Consider the following 15,712-nt stretch of genomic DNA (forward strand, 5'->3'; position numbering starts at 1 on the left):
ATCTGCTCACCGCACGGTCAGCACCACCCGCTGGTACGAGGTGAGCGCCGGGGTGCCGGCGTCCGTACCTTGCAGGATGAGGTGGATGGTCTGGCCGGGCCGCGCGTCACGCGGGACGCGGACCCGGGCGGCGCCGTCGCGCTGGGTCACCTCGACCGTGCCGGGGTAGGTGCCGGCGTCGGTGTACTGCCACCAGGTGGCGGTGACGGCGTCGCGGTCGGGGTCGGCGACCCGCCCGTTCAGCGTCACCGTCCGGCCGGGCCGGACGTCGCGGTCCAGCGGCCCGGCGACGCTGACGGCCGGCTGGTGGTTCACCTGGGAGAACGCGGGGGTGGTGGTCCACTTCAGCCGGGCGGCGAAGTCGTGCTGCGCGGCGCGGAACCAGCGGGTGGAGGCGTAGTCGGCGGAGGATGTGCCGTCGGGGCCGACGTCGGTGCCGGCGCGCCCGCCCCAGCCGCCCCAGCTCGCGTCGGTGCCGGCGCGCAGGCCGTTGGCGAGCAGGTTCATGAAGATGGAGGTGTCACCTTCGGAGATCCACGACCCCTTCTCCTGGAGGGCGGTCCACACGATGTAGCCCTGCTCCCGCAGCTGCTCGGCGGTCACGCCGGAGAAGCCGAAGAAGTCGAAGATGTCGCCGGGCACCATCTGCCTGCCGTCGCCCCACACCCGGTAGAACGGCCCGAACGGGCCGACCTCGGAGACGTTCGCCCTGGTCCAGGCGGCGGACAGCAGCTCGGCGTCCTGCGGCAGGACGGCGCGGCGGGCGCCGTAGCCCCAGATGGTGGTGGCCATCTGGCGGAACTCGACGTCCGGCCAGTTCGGCTGGATGTACTTGGCGTAGGTGTCGTCCTGGTCGCCCCACGACTGGATGACGGCCTTCCGCGACACCTTGCGGTAGATCGCCGGCCACTGCGGCGTGCCCTCGTACTGGTCCTTGATGGACTTCAGGGCGCGGGCGATCGTGCTCTGGCCGGCGCCGGTGAGCAGGTGGAGCGGGCCTGGCTCGTCGTCGAGGAGCTTGCGCCTGATGAGGTCGGAGCCGGGAGAGTCCGTGGAGATGTCGCCGTCGAACGCGATGTTGCCGCCGAGGATCTTCGACTTCAGCTCGCCGGGGCTCGGGTAGCCCCTGGCGTGTGCCTTCAGGTTCGGGTACGCCCGTGCGTACAGGTCGACGGCCTCGTGGATGAACCGCTCGCCGGGCTTCCACCGCCAGGAGGTGCACGGGCAGAGGTTCAGCCTTGGCCGGTCGTACTCGCGGCCGGGGACGAACCACGTGGTGCCCTTGCCGTCGCCGGCCCAGTGCACGCCGCTGCTGGCGTACAGCAGCCCTTCAGTGTCGAACTCGTTGCTGTAGAGCAGGTAGCGGATCAGCGTGTTCTGGTCGTCCAGCTCGGGGTCGTGCATGAGAATCACGCGTGGCCTGCGGTCCGCGTCGCCGTGACGGGCGGCGCCGGCCACGGCGGGCGGGGCCGGGGCGGCGGTGACGATGACGGTCAGCGCGCAGATCAGCAGGCGGCTCAGTAAGGTCGCGGTCTGTCCCATCGTTGTGCTCCGCTCTACTTGCGGGCGAAGACGCCGAAGTCGTCGGCGTTGTCCTTGGTGACCAGCTCGCAGTCGATCGACTGCTTCTCCTCCTTGCCGGTCTTGCCGGTCTTGATGAACTGGTCGGCCTGGTCCACGGCGCTGGTGGCGCCGAGCGCGGCGGGCTGCAGCGCGGTGGCGTGCATCTCGCCCGCCTTGATGGCGGCGATCGCGTCGGGGCTGCCGTCGAAGCCGACGACCGTGACCTTGTCCAGCAGGTTCGCGGCCTTCAGCGCCGCGACCGCCCCGAGGGCCATGGTGTCGTTGCCGGCGATGACGCCCTGGATGTCGCGGTTCTTCTGGATGATGGTCTCCATCTTGGTGAACGCCTCCTGCTGGTCCCAGTTGGCGCTCTCCTTGGCGACCTGCTTCATGTCGGGATACTGGGAGATGACGTCGGCGAAGCCCTTGGAGCGGACGCTGGCGTTGGTGTCGGACTCCTTGCCGACCAGCTCGACGTAGTTGCCCTTGCTCTTCATCGCCTCGACGAACGACTGCGCGGCGAGCTGGGCGCCCTGGGAGTTGTTGGAGACGATCTGCGCCTTGGCGATGCCGGTGGCGTTGATCTCGCGGTCGATGAGGAAGACGGGCACGCCGGCCTCGGTGGCCTTGCGGACCGGGCCGATGGAGGCGTCGGCGCCGGCGTTGTCCAGGATGATCGCCTTGGCCTGGCGGGAGATGGCGGCGTCGATCAGCTCGCTCTGCTTGTTCGGGTCGTCGTCGTGGGAGGCCACGGACGTCTGGTAGCCGAGCTTCTCCGCCTGCGCCTTGGCCGCGTCGGCCTCGGCCTTGAAGAACGGGTTGTCGTGGGACGGGGTGATGACGGCGATCAGCCCGCCGGCGGCGGCCGAGCCGCTGCTCGCGGGCGCGCCGGTCGCGGGCTGCTCGCCGCCGCCTCCGCAGGCGGTCAGGGCGGCGCAGCCGAGGGTCAGGGACAGGGCCATGGTCAGGACACGGCGCATGGTGGTTCTCCTTGTGGGGGGGTGGTGCTGTCTAGTCGTGGTGCCGGGTCGCGGCGACCGCCGCGGCGGCGGCCCCCCGGCGCTTGAAGCGCTGCTGGCCCTGGTCGAGCATGACCGCGAGGATGATCACGGCGCCCTTGATGAGGATCTGCCAGAACGTCGAGACGCCCAGGATCACCAGGCCGTCGGCCAGGAAGCCGATGACGAACGCGCCGACCAGGGTGCCGCGCACGGTGCCCCGGCCGCCGCTGAGCGCGGCCCCGCCGATCACCACGGCGGCGATGGCGTTCAGCTCGTACGTCTCCCCCGCCTGCGGCGCGGCCGAGGTCAGCTCGGAGGCGATGATGAGCCCGGCCACGGCCGCGCACGCGCCCGAGATCACGTACACGATGGTCTTGACCCGGCGGATCGGCACGCCGGACAGGTCGGCGGCCCGCTCGTTGCCGCCGGTCGCGTACAGCCAGCGGCCGAACGGCGACTTGGCCAGCAGCAGCACGACCGCCACCGCCAGCACGATCATGATCCAGATGGAGGTGGGCAGGCCGAGCGGCCGGCCGCTGCCCAGCAGGCCGAAGCCGGTGTTGCCGAAGGCGGGGTTGCCGGCCAGGTTGGGGTAGGTGGCGCCGTCGGAGATGAGCATCGCGGCGCCGCGCGCCACGTACAGCATGCCGAGCGTCGCGATGAACGGGGCCACGTTGAAGCGGGTGACGAGCACGCCGTTGACGACGCCGACCAGCGCGCCGACGCCGACGCACAGCACGATCACCACCCACACGGGCGGGTAGGCGATCACGCCGCCGACGTGCAGGCCGCCCAGCAGCTCGCCGGCGACCACGCCGGACAGGCCGACGATCGAGCCGACCGACAGGTCGATGCCGCCCTTGAGGATGACGAGCAGCATGCCGAGCGCGATCACCGCGTTGATCGCCACGTGCTTGGTCATGGTGATCAGGTTCGGGACGGTCAGGAACGCGTCGGACAGCACGCCGAACACCACGACGAGCACGGCCAGGGCGATGAACGCGCGCAGCTCGAAGGCCACGTTCAGGAGGGACAGCCGGCGGGCCGTGGCGGCGGCCCGGTCCGGTTGGACGGTGCCGGCCGGCCTGGACGCTGTGGAGGTCATCGGAGCGCACCTCCGTTCGTGGCGCCGTCGGATACGCGCATGAGTTCCTCCCGATCGATCTCTCCGCGCCGGTACTCGCCGACGACGGCGCCGCGGGCGAGCACGAGCAGCCGGTCGGGGATGTGCAGGGCTTCCTCGGCTTCGGAGGTGGTGAACAACACGGCCAGCCCGCGGCGCGCCTGCGCGGCCATGAGCTGGAAGATGTCGGCCTTGGCGCCGACGTCCACGCCGCGGGACGGCTCGTCCAGCAGCAGCACGCGCGGCCCGGTCAGCAGCGCCTTGCCGATGACGACCTTCTGCTGGTTGCCGCCGCTGAGCGAGCCGATGGCCGCCTTGGCGCCGCTGGTCTTGACGGTGATGTCGGTGATGACGCGGCGCACGGCCGCGCCCTCGCGGGCGGCCGAGACGAACAGCCGCCGCACGTACTGGTAGAGCCCGGCCAGTGACAGGTTCTCGCCGACGGTCATGGTCTGCACGAGCCCGTCGCGCTGCCGGTCCTCGGGGACGAGGATGAGGCCGCGCCGGATGCGGTCGCGGATGCCGGCCCGCGTCAGCGGCTCGCCGGCCAGGACGATCTCGCCGGACGCGGGCGGGATGCGCCCGGCGAGCGCTTCGAGCAGTTCCGTGCGTCCGGAGCCCATGAGCCCGTAGACGCCGACGATCTCCCCGGCGCGCAGGGTCAGGCTCACGCCGCCGACGGCGAGCCGGTCGGGGTTGGCCGGGTCGATCACGATCAGGTCCCGCAGGTCGAGCACCGGCTCCCCCGCCTGCGAGTCGCGGTCGGGGAAGAGGGTGTCCTGGTCGCGGCCGACCATCTGCTCGACGATCCAGCGCAGGTCCACCTCCGCGGCCTGGGCGGTGGCCACCAGCGTGCCGTCACGCAGCACCACCACGTCGTCGGCGATGTCGAGCGCCTCGTCCAGGTGGTGGGAGATGTAGACGACGGCGACCCCGCGCGAGGTCAGGTCGCGGATGACCTTGAACAGCACCTCCACCTCGGGCGCGGTGAGCGCGGAGGTGGGCTCGTCCATGATCAGCACGCGGGTGTCCTGGAGCAGCGCCCGGGCGATCTCCACGATCTGCTGCTGGCCGAGCCGCAGGTCGGCCACCGGCGTGTCGGGGTCGAGCTCCTCCTCCAGGGTGCGCAGCACGGCGAGCGTGCGCTCGCGCTGCGCCGTGCGGTCCACCGCGCCGAACGGGGTGCGCAGCTCGCGGGCCAGGAACAGGTTGTCGGTGATGCTGAGGTTCGGGCACAGGCTCAGCTCCTGGTGGATGATGGCGATGCCCTGGTCGGCGGCGTCCCGCGAGGAGGCCAGCCGCACCGGCCTGCCGTCCAGCTCGACGTGGCCGGTCGTGGGCTGCTCGATCCCGGCCAGGATCTTCATCAGCGTGGACTTTCCGGCGCCGTTCTCCCCGAACAGCGCGGTGACGCGGCCGGGCGCGACGGCGAAGTCCACGCCCTTGAGCGCGTGCGTGCCGCCGTAGACCTTGGTGACCTCGCGGGCCCGCAGCGTCATGAGATCTCCACCGGGGTGATCGTCACCGTCTGCGGGGTGAGCAGGGTGAACGCGCCGGTGAACGAGATCTCCTTGCCGTCCAGGGCGGGCACGTCCAGGCTCTTGAGGAGCTTGGCGCGCAGCTCGTCGTTCAGCGCGGTGGCCGCGTCGGCGTACTCGACCTGGTTGGTGAACTGGCCGAACGTGATGAAGCCGGCGGCGTCGCGCAGCGCGGTGCCGTTGATGGCCGGGCCGATCTGCAGCGACACCCGCGTGCCGGCCGGCACGCCCTCGACGGTCACCGGCAGCAGGCCCGAGCGGGCCTGCCCGGCCTCGCCCCTGCCCTTGACGGCGAAGGTGTACGGGCCGGTGCCCTGGCGCTTGCCGTACTTCCGCCCGGCCGCCTCCTTGTCCTCGGCCAGCGCCTTCAGCAGGACCGGCAGGTCCACGGCGGACTGCTTGATGGCCGGCACGACCTTGGCCTCGTAGTTCCGCGCGCCGAACGCGGCCGGGTCGAACGTCGCGGGCGCCGCCGCGGCGGCCGTCTCGGCGGTGCGGTACTCCGTGTCCACCGCCATGAGCACGACCAGCGCGGCGACGGCCGCGCCAGCGATCCAGCGGGCCGGCACCCTCGCGGTCATGTGCTGCTCCTTTCCTCGTCGGGACGGGCCCGGCTCTCCTCGCGGGCGGCGTGGCTCTCCTCGCGGGCGGCCTGGCTCTCCTCGCAGGGCCGGGCCCGGCGGACCGCCGCACGCCAGGTGGCGTGGCGTGCCCGCCGGTAGGAGTCGTCCGCCGCCGGCCGGAACTCCTCGACCGGCCTCGGGCGGCGCTCCAGCTCCTCGGTCGTCCAGAATCCGGCGGCGAGCCCTGCGGCGTCGGCGGCGCCGAGCGCGGACAGGTCGTGCTCGCCGGAGCGCGCCACGGTGCGCCCGCTGAGGTCGGCCTGGAGCCGCATGAGCCGGGCGCTGCGGGTGAGCCCGCCGTCCGCCATGAGGACGCGAACCTGCCCGGCCGCCTCCTCGACGGCGGTCACGACGTCCTCGACCTGGAAGGCGACGGCCTCCAGCGCGGCGGCGGCGAGCTGGGCGCGCCGCGTGCCGAGAGAGAAGCCGGTGATGACGGGGGTGGCGTCCGGCTCCCACCAGGGGGCGCCGAGCCCGCCGAACGCGGGCACGAACGTCACCCCGCCCGCGTCGGTGCCCTCCGCCTCGGCCAGCAGCGTCTCGGCGGGCACGCCCAGCAGCTCCGACAGCCAGGTGATGGTCCGGCCGGTGGCGCGGATGTTGCCTTCGACGGCCGGGACGGGCCCGTCGCCCAGGTCCCAGGCGATGCTGCGGCACAGCCCCGCCGACCGGCCGCCGCCGACGGCCATCACCGACGAGCCGGTCCCGTAGGTGGCCTTGACGACGCCGGGCCGCCAGCCGGCGTGGGCGAACATCGCGGCGTGCGAGTCGCCCAGGACGGCCAGCACCGGCACCCCGTCCGGCAGCGGCGCCAGGTCGCGGACGGCGGGGAACGGCCCGAACGAGGACACGACGCGCGGCAGCACCTCGTCCGGCACCCCGAACAGCTCCAGCAGCCCCGGGTCCCACCGCGCGGTCTCGACGCCGAGGAGCTGGGTGCGGGAGGCGTTGCCGGCCTCGATGACGTGCTCGCCGCCGAAGCGGCTGAGCAGCCACGAGTCGACCGTCCCGAGACAGACCTCGCTCCGCCCGTACGTGTCCAGCAGCCACCGCGCCTTGAGCGCGGAGAACATCGGGTCCAGCGGCATCCCGCTGACCGAGCGCACCAGCTCGGCCTCGGCGGCCAGCTCGCGGCAGCGGCCGACGGTGCGCTGGTCCTGCCAGCTCAGCAGCGGCCCGAGCGGCTTGCCGGTGCGGCGCTCCCACAGGACGAGGGATTCGCGCTGGTTGCTGATCCCGACGCCGGCGACCCGGCGGGCCTGGTCGGGGGTGACGCATGCGGCGACCGCCCGCCGCACGCTCTGCCACAGCTCCTCCGGGTCCTGCTCCACCCAGCCGGGCCGGGGCTGCGTCTCGGCGAGCGGCGCGGACGCGCGGGAGACCACGCGCCCTTCGCCGTCCACGAGGAGGGCCTTGGTGGAGCTGGTGCCCTGGTCGATGGCCAGGATGAGCGGGCTAGCCATGGCGGGCGAGGCTCCGTGCGGCGTCGGCGATGCCTTCGGGGGACATGCCGTACCGGTCGAGCAGGAAGGCGGCCGAGCCGGTGGGGGCGAACCCGGGGATGCCGAGGATGGTGACGCGGGCCGGGTGGTGCTGGACGACGGTCTCGGCGACGGCGCCTCCGAGGCCGCCGGCGATGGTCGACTCCTCGACGGTGACGATGCCCGCGGTCTCCCGCGCCGCCGCCACCACCGCGTCCACGTCGAGCGGCTTGACCGTCGGCATCGACAGCACCCGCGCCGAGATCCCTTCGGCTTCGAGCTGCTCGGCGGCCACCAGGGCGCGCCACAGTACGGTGCCGTTGGCGATCAGCGTCACGTCGCCGCCGTCGCGCAGCGTCACCGCCCGGCCGGGGGTGAAGGTGTAGTCGTCGGCGTTGACCTGCGGCACGCTCATGCGGCTGACCCGGACGAACACCGGCCCCTCCACCTGGGCGGCCCAGCGCAGCGCGGCGCTCGTCTCGACCGGGTCGGCCGGGACGATGACGGTCAGGTTGTCGATCGCCCGCAGCCAGGCGATGTCCTCGATCGAGTGGTGGGTGGGACCCAGCTCGCCATAGGCCAGGCCGGGGCTCATGCCGCACAGCTTGACGTTGTGGTTGGAGTAGGCGACGTCGGCCTTGATCTGCTCCAGCGCCCGCGCGGTCAGGAAGCAGGAGGCCGCCGAGACGAACGGGATGCGCCCGCCGTTGGCCAGGCCGGCGGCCACGCCCACCATGTCCTGCTCGGCGATGCCGACGTTGATCAGCCGGTCGGGGAAGGAGCTGCGGAAGCCGGTGAGCTTGCTGGAGCCGACCGAGTCGTTGACCACGCCGACGATCCGATGGTCCTCGTGCGCCAGCTCCGACAGGGTCGCCACGTAGGCGTCCCGGCAGTCGAAGCGGGGCCGGTCGGCGACCGAGGGGGGCGGGGTCATGGCTTGTCCTCCAGTTCGGTGAGCGCCTGGTGGTACTCGGCTTCGCCCGGCACCTTGTGGTGCCAGGCGACGTTGTCGCTCATGAACGAGATCGGATGCCCCTTGTGCGTGTGGGCGATCACGAACGTCGGCCTGCCCGGCTGGACCGGCACCTGCGCCAGCACGTCCAGCAGCGCGCCGTGATCGTGCCCGTCCACCTCGGCCACCGCGAACCCGAAGGCGGTGGCCTTGTCGTGCAGCGGGTCGAGGTCGTTGGTCTCCTTGACCGTCGCCCCCTGCTGGAGCCGGTTGCGGTCGACGATCACGGTGAGCCGGTCGAGCCGGTGCTGGGAGGCGGCCATCATCGCCTCCCAGTTGCTGCCCTCCTGCAGCTCGCCGTCGCCCACGAGCACGTAGGTGCGGCGCGGGGAGGCGTCCAGCTTGGCCGACAGCGCGTGCCCGACCGCGACCGGCAGCCCGTGCCCGAGCGGCCCGGTGTTGGCCTCGACGCCCGCCACCTTCGTCCGGTTCGGGTGGCCGTTCAGCGCCGACAGCGGCTGCAGGAACGTCGCCAGCTCGGCCACCGGCAGGAACCCGAACGCGGCCAGCGTCGTGTAGAGCGCGCCCGCGACGTGGCCCTTGCTCAGGATGAACCGGTCGCGCTCCGGGTCGGCGACCCGGTCGGGGCTGATGTCGAGCACCGCCCCGTACAGGGTGGTCAGGATGTCGATGGCGGAGAAGTCGCCGCCGATGTGCCCGGCCCGGGCGTGGTGGACGAGCTTGAGGTCCTGGATGCGGATCTGGCGGGCGGCCTCGGCCAGGTGCGCGACCTGCTCGGCCCGGCTCGCGTGCGGGCCGAGCCGCTCGAAGACGGGCAGGCCGACGTGCTCGTGCACGGCCAGGTCCGTCATGCGCTCTCCAGCCCGGCCATCGAGGTCAGCAGCGCGTTCTGCACGAGCCGTTGGGCGGCCAGCGCGTCGTGCGCGGCCTGGGCCCGCGCGAGCGCGTCGTCGTCCAGGACGTCGAGCGCGCGGTGGATCGCCTTCAGGAAGCGGATCGCCTGCTTGGCGGCCTGCACGCTGTCCTCGCGGAAGGGGAACTGGTCGAGCTGCCAGACGCCGTCCCAGTTGTTCCTGCGCAGGGTGTGGAAGAACTCGAACGTCTCCACCAGGTGCACCGAGCCGACCACCATGTCGTCGTCCCAGCCGCGCATGTTGTCGTTGACGTCGATCGCGAACAGCCGCCCGTGGTCGATGGCGAGCTGGGCGGCGTCGGCCGGGGTCTCCTGGCCGTAGAGGGAGTGGCCGAAGTCGAGCAGGATGCCCAGGTTCGGCAGGCCGATGCGCTCGATGCCGAGCAGCGTGCGGGCCACGCTCGGAAAGACGATCTTCACGCGGGGCTCGCGCGGCTTGTACTCGATCACGTAGTTGATCTCGGGGTGGGCCGAGCACAGCTCCTTGAGGCCGTCGAGGGCGAGCTGCCACACGTCGCGGTAGTTCACCTGGAACGGGTAGTCCCAGCCGTCCTGGCCCGGCCACAGTTTCACGTACGAGCAGCCCAGCTCCAGCGCCACCTCGGTGGCGTCGTGCATCAACGCCAGCGCCTTCTTGCGCACCGCCGGATCCGGGTTGGTGAACGAACCCTTCACGAAGTCGCGCGTGTAGATCTCAGGCGTGACCGCGATCGCTTTGAGGTCGTTGCTCGCCAGCGCGGCCTTGACGTCGTCGAGCGTCCCGTCGAAACCCACGAACGGCCAGTTCAGGTCCACCACCGACAGCTCGCCCACGGCGCCCGCGCGGTCGATCTGCTCCAGCAGCCCGACCGGCGGCCCGTAGCCGTCGGTGGCATAACGGTCCTTGTAGGTGGCGAAATGCCAGATACCAGCACCAAAGGTGGGCAGATCAGTCATGTCGATCACTCCTCGCTCGTCATCCGCTTCGTCGCTCGGCGGGCAGGTCTTCAGGAGCAGGCCGGGTGGAGGCTCCTCCACCCGTCAGCGCCGGCACATCGCAGTCTCCCAGTGGTGCATAATTATGCGATAGTGCATAATTTTCCGTGTCCGTAGATTGGCTGATCCGTGCATGTCTGTCAATAACTCTGAGCGACCTTCCGTGGTGAGAACCGCTTGTCCCCTGCGCGACCCGCAGCCTCGACCTGCCCGCCGCACAGAACGCGGCGCAGCGGGCCGCGCACGCCTCAGTGCGGCGTGTACGAGGAGTGACCCCGCGCGTGGACAATGTCAGGCGAGGAAACTCCGCGACGACGAAGGGGACGGGTCCTGATGGCTGTCCATGCGAGCGGCGCCGGCCGGTCCGCCTCCGACGGCAGGGTGCGGCTGATCACCAAGGTCGCGCACATGTACCACGAACAGGGCATCCGCCAGGCCGACATCGCCGACGCCCTGCACATCTCCCAGACCAAGGTGTCCCGCCTGCTGAAGCGGGCCGGCGAGATCGGCATCGTCCGCACGGTGGTCATCGTCTCGCAGGGCGTGCACCTCGCCCTGGAGCAGGGCCTGGAGAGCCGGTACGGGTTACGGGAGGCCGTCGTCGTCGACGTCGAGGGCGACGAGTCGGAGATCATCGCCGGCATCGGCTCCGCCGGAGCGGCCTACCTCGAATCGACCCTGGCCGGCGGCGAACGCATCGGCATCTCCCCCTGGAGCCAGACCCTCCTGTCGGTCGCCGAGCGGCTGCACCCGCTGCGCGTGGCCGGCGCCGACCGCGTCGTCCAGCTCGCCGGCGGTGTCGGCGAAGGCGCCGTCCAGGCCAAGGCCAACCGGCTGCTGAGCCACCTCGCCGAGCTGATCGGCGCCGAGCCCGTCTATGTGCAGGCCCCCGGCCTGGTCAGCACCGCCGAGACCCGCCGCAGCCTGGTGGCCGACACCGCCATGCAGTCGATCACCAAGGAGTGGCAGAGCCTCACCATGGCCCTCGTCGGCATCGGCAGCGTGCAGCCCTCCCCCCTGCTGCGCGACAGCGGCAACGCCATCGCCCCCGCCGACCAGGACCAGCTCATCGCCGCCCACGCGGTCGGCGACGTCTGCCAGCGCTACTTCGACGCCGCCGGCGAGCTCATCCACAGCGACCTCAACAGCCGCGTCGTCGGCATCGACCCGGAGGTCCTGCGCGCCATCCCCCGCCGCATCGGCATGGCCGGCGGCGAGCGCAAGCACGCGGCGATCCGCGCGGCGATCAGCGGCGGCTGGGTGAACGTCCTGATCACCGACGTGGCGACCGCCCGCGCGCTCCTCGACGAGGGGACGCCGTGATCAGCCCCCGAACACGGCCCGGCCGATCGCCCTGGGGAGGGCGAGCGCGATGACGGCCTCCCCTACGGCGGCCACGACCAGAACCTGCTGCCAAGGCACTTCGAACGGGCCGATGGCCGATTCCGCGAAAGAGGGCGTCAGCCATGACGCGCACAAAAGGCCGAGCCCGATGCTCACGGGGACGGCCAGAATCAGCTGCACCACGATGAGCCGCCGCCGGCCCCGCAGGAGAAAGACCAGACCCGGATACACCAGCACCACACAGACCGCCACACCCCAGATGAGGGCCTTCGAATAGTCCGGCTGCGTCAGGTGATATTCCCTGTCCAAGGCTTCGGCTCGCTCATCCGGCCGCGGCGGGTTGTTGACGACCGCCCGCGACCTGACGTAGAGCCCTTTCTGGTTCAGCGCGCCTACCTGCTCCCAGCCAATGGGCTGCGGCGTGTCCACCAGCCATTGGTGCCAGCGCCCGCCGTTCTCCACCAGCCCGCTGCCGGGAAAGGAGACAGTGGGAGGGAGCCAGTGCCGTCGAATGTCCTTGGCCACCCCCACGATCTTCACCGTCTCGGCGAATCTGCTCCCGGGCTGGAATCCGCCCACAGCCGCTCGAATATCGTCATATTCACTCGCCACGACGAGAAGCTCGCCTTTGGCCGCCGGATACCTGCCGCTTTCCAGCGGATACATTCCGCGCGTCAACGGATCCTTCAGGTCCAGCTCTGCCACCACGCCGGGCCAGTCCTGCCGGGGCCCGTTGTCGACGTTGATGGGTATCGCCCTGCTGCCCTCGGGAAACAGGCCCTCGATCTCGTCACGGGTGTAGGGCTTCCGCGTCTCGGAGTGGTCTTTCAGCGGGTACAACTCATAACCATTGCCGTCCTGCGTGACCGGCCCCGTCGCCCCGGAGTCATAGAGCAACGCATCCGCCGCACCCAGATCCCAGGAAATGCCTTCGCGCGGAGACACGTGCGCGGTCGCCTGGCCGGCGAGTATGGCGCCGAACAGGGCCATGGGCACGGCGACCAGCATAATCGCGGTCGCCCTCTTCCACCGGCCTGGAGCTATTGTCACGGCAATGCCTCCATCCGCGTCATGGCCTTGATCGGCGTGCGCGAATCGGCGGGCCCATAACGCGCTCACATCATCGTGGATCTCCTGTCCGGCGGGAAAGTGTGCCGGGCGGTTCAGGCGCCCCTTCGTGAAGCCGGAGCGGCGGGGCGGGGCCTCGCCAGGGTCACGCCTTCGCGCGGATCTCCCGTTCCAGCCTCCTGAGCAGGGTGTGCTGGCGGCGTACCTGCTCGATCGAGCGGTACGGCGCCCGATCCCCTTCGTACTCGCTGGACAGGTAGCCGTCGTAGCCGTGCTCGATCAGGGTCCGGAGGATCTCGCGCCACGGGATGTGCGGGTCGTTCAGCTCGTCGTCGATGTCGAAGAACTTGGCCTGGACGAAGGCGACGTACGGCAGCACCGCCACCAGATCCTCCATGGGGACGGCGAGCGGCTTGCGCCAGCCCTCCTCGATCGCCTCCTCGCTCAGCCCGTCGTGCTTGACCGTGGTGACGGCGCGCTGGAAGATCCCCGTGTCGATCAGGATGCGGAAGCTGGACGTACCGGTGCGCTCGATGAAGGAGAGGTAGTCGTCGACGACCGGGTGCCTGATCGGGGTGGGGGCGTGGATCTCGGGGCAGATCACGATGCCCAGCTCGGCGGCCAGGTCGAGGTTGCGCTCGATGACCGGCTCCCAGATCGGGTGCGGCCGCAGGTCCGCCGACACCACGCCGACCTTGGGGCGGACGCTGGTGAAGCCGAGCGTCGAGGCCAACCGCAGGTCGCGGGCGAGCATCGCGGCGCCCTCCGCGACCGTCAGGTCACGCTCGCGCCACATGCGCGAGTCGATCCAGGAGCCGTAGTTCGTGGCCTCCAGCCCGTGGCGGGCGAGGCCGGCGTGCCAGGAGTCGATCCACCCGGTGCTCGGGGTGGGGTAGCCGGGGATGTTGCCCTCGCCGAGGATCTCGATGCCGGTGGCGCCCAGGTCGGCGATGTGGGCCATGGCGTCGTCGAGGGTGAGGACGGTGTTCATGTCGCCGGTGTAGCTGTACAGCGAGACGCCGTACCGCAGGGTCGCGGTGTCGTTCATGCGGTCAGCGTGACCTTTCGCTCGGCGTGGAAGAGGGAGGGCTGGAACTCCGCGGGGATGTACGGGGCGTGGATGGCGATGTCCACGGCCACGTCGTGGACGCCGGGGCCAGGCCGCCGGGGTGCGGGACGAAGATGGTGGCCGGCTCGTCGAGCTGCCAGCGGACGCCGGTGGACGCGCGCAGCTCGGCGATGGTGAAGGTGCGTCCCTGGAGGGTCCACAGCGGCTGTTCCGCGTCCCACTGGCGGTCGCCGACCCGGACGGCCACGCCGTCGATCAGGCTGGCCCACACCCCTCGGTAGTTGGGCATGCGGAGAAGGAGCTGGAAGCCCGCGATGTCGCCGCCGGTGACGACGTTGCGGAAGCCGCGGCTCTGGATCAGTTCCCGTTCCAGCATCATGCGTCCTTTCGCTGGTTCAGCTCGGCGGCGACGCGGCGCGCCCCGCGGACGGCCAGGGCGACGGCGGTGAGGGTGGGGTTGCAGGCCGTCGGGGTGGGGATGACGCCGTTCCCGGCGACGAACAGGCCCCGGACGCCCCACACCTGGCTGGTGGGGTCGCAGACCGAGGTGCCGTCGTCGCGGACGCCCATGCGAATGGTGCCCTGGTAGTGCAGGGACGCTCCGGGCGGGAAGACGAGCGGTTCGTCGCCGAGGGGGTGCCGAGCGCCGCGGCCGCGGCCTTGATCGACGCCTTGGCACGTTCGATGCTCGCCCTGTCCCGGTCGGTGAGGGTGTAGTGGATGCGCATGGCCGGCATGCCGTACTCGTCCGTCTCGGAGTCGGAGAACGTGACGCGGTCGCCGGGCTGGAGGTCCTTGGCGCAGAACCAGCCCAGGCCGACGATCGAGCCGGGGACGGCGTCGCCGTCGATCGGAACCGGGGAGGCGTCCAGTTGCATGACCTGCCCGTGGAACGGCTGGTCGTCGGTGAACGGCACCCAGCTCACCCCGCTCCGCGCGGTGATGGCGCCGTCCTCCGCCGGGGCGGGCGGCTCCTGCGGGGCGTCGCGGAGGCGGGCGGCGTGGACGATCTGCGGCTGGTCGTTGAGGTGGCGGCCCAGGGCGGCGGGCGGACGCCGGAGGCGTGGAGCACCTGCGGGGTGCGCAGGCTGTCGGCGGCCACGACCGTGAACCGCGCTCCGACCACGTGCTCGTGCCCGCTCCGCAGGTCGCGCACCCGGACGCCGCGGACCGCGCCGTCCTGGACGAGGACCCGCGTCACCAGCGACTCGTCGAGCAGCCGGAAGTTCGCGTTGCGGCGCGTCACCTCGCCGAACACGACGTCGGAGCCCGACCAGATCAGCTCGCCGGAGGCCGTGCGCCGCACGGCGAGCGGCATCGGCCGCACCCGCCGGTCCGGCGCCCGGCCGTCGTCGAACTCCTCGGCGAGCCTCTTGCGCACGAGGTCTGCCAGGGGAGCGTCCGCGAGCGCCGACGAGGTGACGGCCAGCAGCCGCTCCGCCTCGGTGAGGAGGTCGTCGAGGCCGGCCACGAAGGGATGCGCTCCCCCCCGCCGGGACGCGGGCAGGCGCCGGTCCAGTGCGCCGCCATGCCGCCCACGTTGCTGGAGAAGGCCGCCGCGGGCAGGCCGTCCTCCCCTGGCTGCCGCCAGCCGTCCCGTAGGAGGAAGGTGCCGGGGCGCAGCAGGCGCTCCCGCGAGCCGGCGTAGCCGTCCATGGTGTCGGTGGGGGCCGTCGCGTCCTGCGGCTCGGGCCTTCTGACCGGCGCTGCGCGAGCGCGCGGGCGCGGGGGTCGCGCAGGTTCTTGACGTGCGCGCCCGGCGGGGTGGTGACGGTGGGGCCCGCTTCGAAGAGCGCGACGGACGCGTGCGGGCCCGCTCGCTGAGCACGCGCGCGTAGGCGGCGCCCGCCGGGCCACTTCCGATGATCGCGACGTCGACGTGGTCCGGATAGACGCGCCGCGACCCGGGGTCGGTCATGGGTCTCCCAATCTGTCTGCGGCCGGGCGGCGCGGACGCCGCCCCGGTGAACCGGGGAGCAAGTTACGCGCTTAAGGCACAAAAGTCCAGGGAGGTGTCACACGAGGGTTGACTTCGACGTAA

At 71.6% G+C, this 15,712-nt stretch carries 15 protein-coding genes; 1 reads left to right on the top strand and 14 read right to left on the bottom strand.

Annotation, left to right across the window (positions count from 1 at the left end; translation table 11 throughout):
- Nucleotides 1-6 precede the first annotated feature (6 nt).
- From KIS93_RS22025 to KIS93_RS22065, 9 genes are read right to left on the bottom strand one after another with little or no spacing between them, the layout of a single operon-like run.
- On the bottom strand, nt 7-1,542 hold the full coding sequence (locus KIS93_RS22025; RefSeq protein ID WP_080045876.1) for a DUF1593 domain-containing protein: 1,536 nt from the start codon (nt 1,540-1,542) through the stop codon (nt 7-9).
- Between the two features lie 14 nt (nt 1,543-1,556).
- Nucleotides 1,557-2,543 (bottom strand): D-ribose ABC transporter substrate-binding protein, encoded by a 987-nt coding sequence (locus tag KIS93_RS22030; RefSeq protein WP_222107584.1) that lies wholly within the window; start codon nt 2,541-2,543, stop codon nt 1,557-1,559.
- Between the two features lie 31 nt (nt 2,544-2,574).
- On the bottom strand, nt 2,575-3,669 hold the full coding sequence (locus KIS93_RS22035) for an ABC transporter permease (RefSeq protein WP_080045875.1): 1,095 nt from the start codon (nt 3,667-3,669) through the stop codon (nt 2,575-2,577).
- Nucleotides 3,666-5,186, bottom strand: coding sequence for a sugar ABC transporter ATP-binding protein (locus KIS93_RS22040; RefSeq protein WP_080045874.1), 1,521 nt, complete (start codon nt 5,184-5,186; stop codon nt 3,666-3,668). The genes KIS93_RS22035 and KIS93_RS22040 overlap by 4 nt, the downstream gene beginning before the upstream one ends.
- The gene (locus KIS93_RS22045; RefSeq protein ID WP_080045873.1) at nt 5,183-5,806 is read right to left on the bottom strand and encodes a DUF2291 family protein; all 624 of its coding nucleotides are present in this window, start codon (nt 5,804-5,806) and stop codon (nt 5,183-5,185) included. The genes KIS93_RS22040 and KIS93_RS22045 overlap by 4 nt, the downstream gene beginning before the upstream one ends.
- The gene (locus KIS93_RS22050) at nt 5,803-7,311 is read right to left on the bottom strand and encodes an FGGY family carbohydrate kinase (RefSeq protein ID WP_080045872.1); all 1,509 of its coding nucleotides are present in this window, start codon (nt 7,309-7,311) and stop codon (nt 5,803-5,805) included. Before KIS93_RS22050 ends, KIS93_RS22045 begins: the two co-directional genes overlap by 4 nt.
- Entirely contained in the window at nt 7,304-8,263 is a 960-nt protein-coding gene (locus KIS93_RS22055; protein WP_080045871.1) for a transketolase family protein, read from the bottom strand. Before KIS93_RS22055 ends, KIS93_RS22050 begins: the two co-directional genes overlap by 8 nt.
- Nucleotides 8,260-9,153 (bottom strand): transketolase, encoded by an 894-nt coding sequence (locus tag KIS93_RS22060; protein WP_080045870.1) that lies wholly within the window; start codon nt 9,151-9,153, stop codon nt 8,260-8,262. The genes KIS93_RS22055 and KIS93_RS22060 overlap by 4 nt, the downstream gene beginning before the upstream one ends.
- Nucleotides 9,150-10,151: a sugar phosphate isomerase/epimerase family protein gene (locus KIS93_RS22065; RefSeq protein WP_080047579.1), complete on the bottom strand. Its 1,002-nt coding sequence runs from the start codon at nt 10,149-10,151 to the stop codon at nt 9,150-9,152. The genes KIS93_RS22060 and KIS93_RS22065 overlap by 4 nt, the downstream gene beginning before the upstream one ends.
- 372 nt (nt 10,152-10,523) lie before the next feature.
- Between KIS93_RS22065 and KIS93_RS22070 the strand changes: the two genes are divergently transcribed.
- The gene (locus tag KIS93_RS22070) at nt 10,524-11,513 is read left to right on the top strand and encodes a sugar-binding transcriptional regulator (RefSeq protein ID WP_080045869.1); all 990 of its coding nucleotides are present in this window, start codon (nt 10,524-10,526) and stop codon (nt 11,511-11,513) included.
- On the opposite strand, the gene KIS93_RS22075 is transcribed toward KIS93_RS22070, so the two are convergent.
- From KIS93_RS22075 to KIS93_RS63515, 5 genes are all read right to left on the bottom strand, one after another.
- A complete protein-coding gene (locus tag KIS93_RS22075; protein ID WP_155129293.1) occupies nt 11,514-12,530 on the bottom strand; it encodes a hypothetical protein in 1,017 nt (338 codons plus the stop codon).
- A gap of 217 nt (nt 12,531-12,747) precedes the next feature.
- A complete protein-coding gene (locus KIS93_RS22080; RefSeq protein ID WP_222107585.1) occupies nt 12,748-13,650 on the bottom strand; it encodes a sugar phosphate isomerase/epimerase family protein in 903 nt (300 codons plus the stop codon).
- Between the two features lie 4 nt (nt 13,651-13,654).
- Complete coding sequence (locus KIS93_RS63505; protein ID WP_222107586.1) at nt 13,655-14,050, bottom strand: C-glycoside deglycosidase beta subunit domain-containing protein; 396 nt, start codon at nt 14,048-14,050, stop codon at nt 13,655-13,657.
- On the bottom strand, nt 14,047-14,592 hold the full coding sequence (locus KIS93_RS68405) for a GMC oxidoreductase (protein ID WP_335673916.1): 546 nt from the start codon (nt 14,590-14,592) through the stop codon (nt 14,047-14,049). Before KIS93_RS68405 ends, KIS93_RS63505 begins: the two co-directional genes overlap by 4 nt.
- A 1-nt stretch (nt 14,593) precedes the next feature.
- Nucleotides 14,594-15,142, bottom strand: coding sequence for a GMC family oxidoreductase N-terminal domain-containing protein (locus KIS93_RS63515; protein WP_222107588.1), 549 nt, complete (start codon nt 15,140-15,142; stop codon nt 14,594-14,596).
- Between the last annotated feature and the right edge of the window lie 570 nt (nt 15,143-15,712).

Origin of the sequence: [Actinomadura] parvosata subsp. kistnae (assembly GCF_900323885.1) — a bacterium.
Lineage (GTDB): Bacteria > Actinomycetota > Actinomycetes > Streptosporangiales > Streptosporangiaceae > Nonomuraea > Nonomuraea composti.

Excerpts from the sequence above, each read along its gene's own strand:
- KIS93_RS22025 (WP_080045876.1), bottom strand. The coding sequence starts at position 1,542 with ATGGGACAGACCGCGACCTTACTGAGCCGCCTGCTGATCTGCGCGCTG.
- KIS93_RS22030 (WP_222107584.1), bottom strand. The coding sequence starts at position 2,543 with ATGCGCCGTGTCCTGACCATGGCCCTGTCCCTGACCCTCGGCTGCGCC.
- KIS93_RS22035 (WP_080045875.1), bottom strand. The coding sequence starts at position 3,669 with ATGACCTCCACAGCGTCCAGGCCGGCCGGCACCGTCCAACCGGACCGG.
- KIS93_RS22040 (WP_080045874.1), bottom strand. The coding sequence starts at position 5,186 with ATGACGCTGCGGGCCCGCGAGGTCACCAAGGTCTACGGCGGCACGCAC.
- KIS93_RS22045 (WP_080045873.1), bottom strand. The coding sequence starts at position 5,806 with ATGACCGCGAGGGTGCCGGCCCGCTGGATCGCTGGCGCGGCCGTCGCC.
- KIS93_RS22050 (WP_080045872.1), bottom strand. The coding sequence starts at position 7,311 with ATGGCTAGCCCGCTCATCCTGGCCATCGACCAGGGCACCAGCTCCACC.
- KIS93_RS22055 (WP_080045871.1), bottom strand. The coding sequence starts at position 8,263 with ATGACCCCGCCCCCCTCGGTCGCCGACCGGCCCCGCTTCGACTGCCGG.
- KIS93_RS22060 (WP_080045870.1), bottom strand. The coding sequence starts at position 9,153 with ATGACGGACCTGGCCGTGCACGAGCACGTCGGCCTGCCCGTCTTCGAG.
- KIS93_RS22065 (WP_080047579.1), bottom strand. The coding sequence starts at position 10,151 with ATGACTGATCTGCCCACCTTTGGTGCTGGTATCTGGCATTTCGCCACC.
- KIS93_RS22070 (WP_080045869.1), top strand. The coding sequence starts at position 10,524 with ATGGCTGTCCATGCGAGCGGCGCCGGCCGGTCCGCCTCCGACGGCAGG.
- KIS93_RS22080 (WP_222107585.1), bottom strand. The coding sequence starts at position 13,650 with ATGAACGACACCGCGACCCTGCGGTACGGCGTCTCGCTGTACAGCTAC.
- KIS93_RS63505 (WP_222107586.1), bottom strand. The coding sequence starts at position 14,050 with ATGATGCTGGAACGGGAACTGATCCAGAGCCGCGGCTTCCGCAACGTC.